This window comes from Arthrobacter sp. Y3221159 (genome assembly GCF_059089885.1).
In genome coordinates, this window is record NZ_JBNHFC010000062.1 from 1 (window position 1) to 399 (window position 399).

The 399-nt window shown below is 66.7% G+C and carries 1 protein-coding gene; it reads left to right on the forward strand.

Translation table 11 applies throughout. From position 1 onward, the window contains the following. On the forward strand, window positions 1-399 hold a 399-nt coding region (locus AC5RT3_RS20675; protein WP_494125117.1), incomplete at both ends, for a transketolase-like TK C-terminal-containing protein.

The following is a 399-nucleotide window of genomic DNA, read 5'->3' on the forward strand; positions in this document are numbered from 1 at the left end:
TCGCCTCCACCAACCCGGCAGTAGTCACCTACGACCCCGCCTACGGCTACGAAATGGGCCACATCATCCGCGACGGCCTCGAACGGATGTACGGCCCGGACAGCACGGACAAAAACCTCATGTACTACCTCACCGTGTACAACGAGCCCATCATCCAGCCCGCCGAACCCGAGGAACTGGACGTCGAGGGCGTCCTCAAGGGCATCTACCTGCTCGCCCCCGCCAAGATCGACGGCCCCCGGACCCAGCTCCTGGCCTCCGGCGTCTCCGTCCCCTGGGCCCTCGAAGCCCAGCGGATCCTCGCCGAGGACTGGTCCGTCTCCGCCGACGTCTGGTCCGTCACCTCCTGGAACGAACTCCGCCGCGACGGCCTCGCCGCCGAAGAGGAAGCCTTCCTCA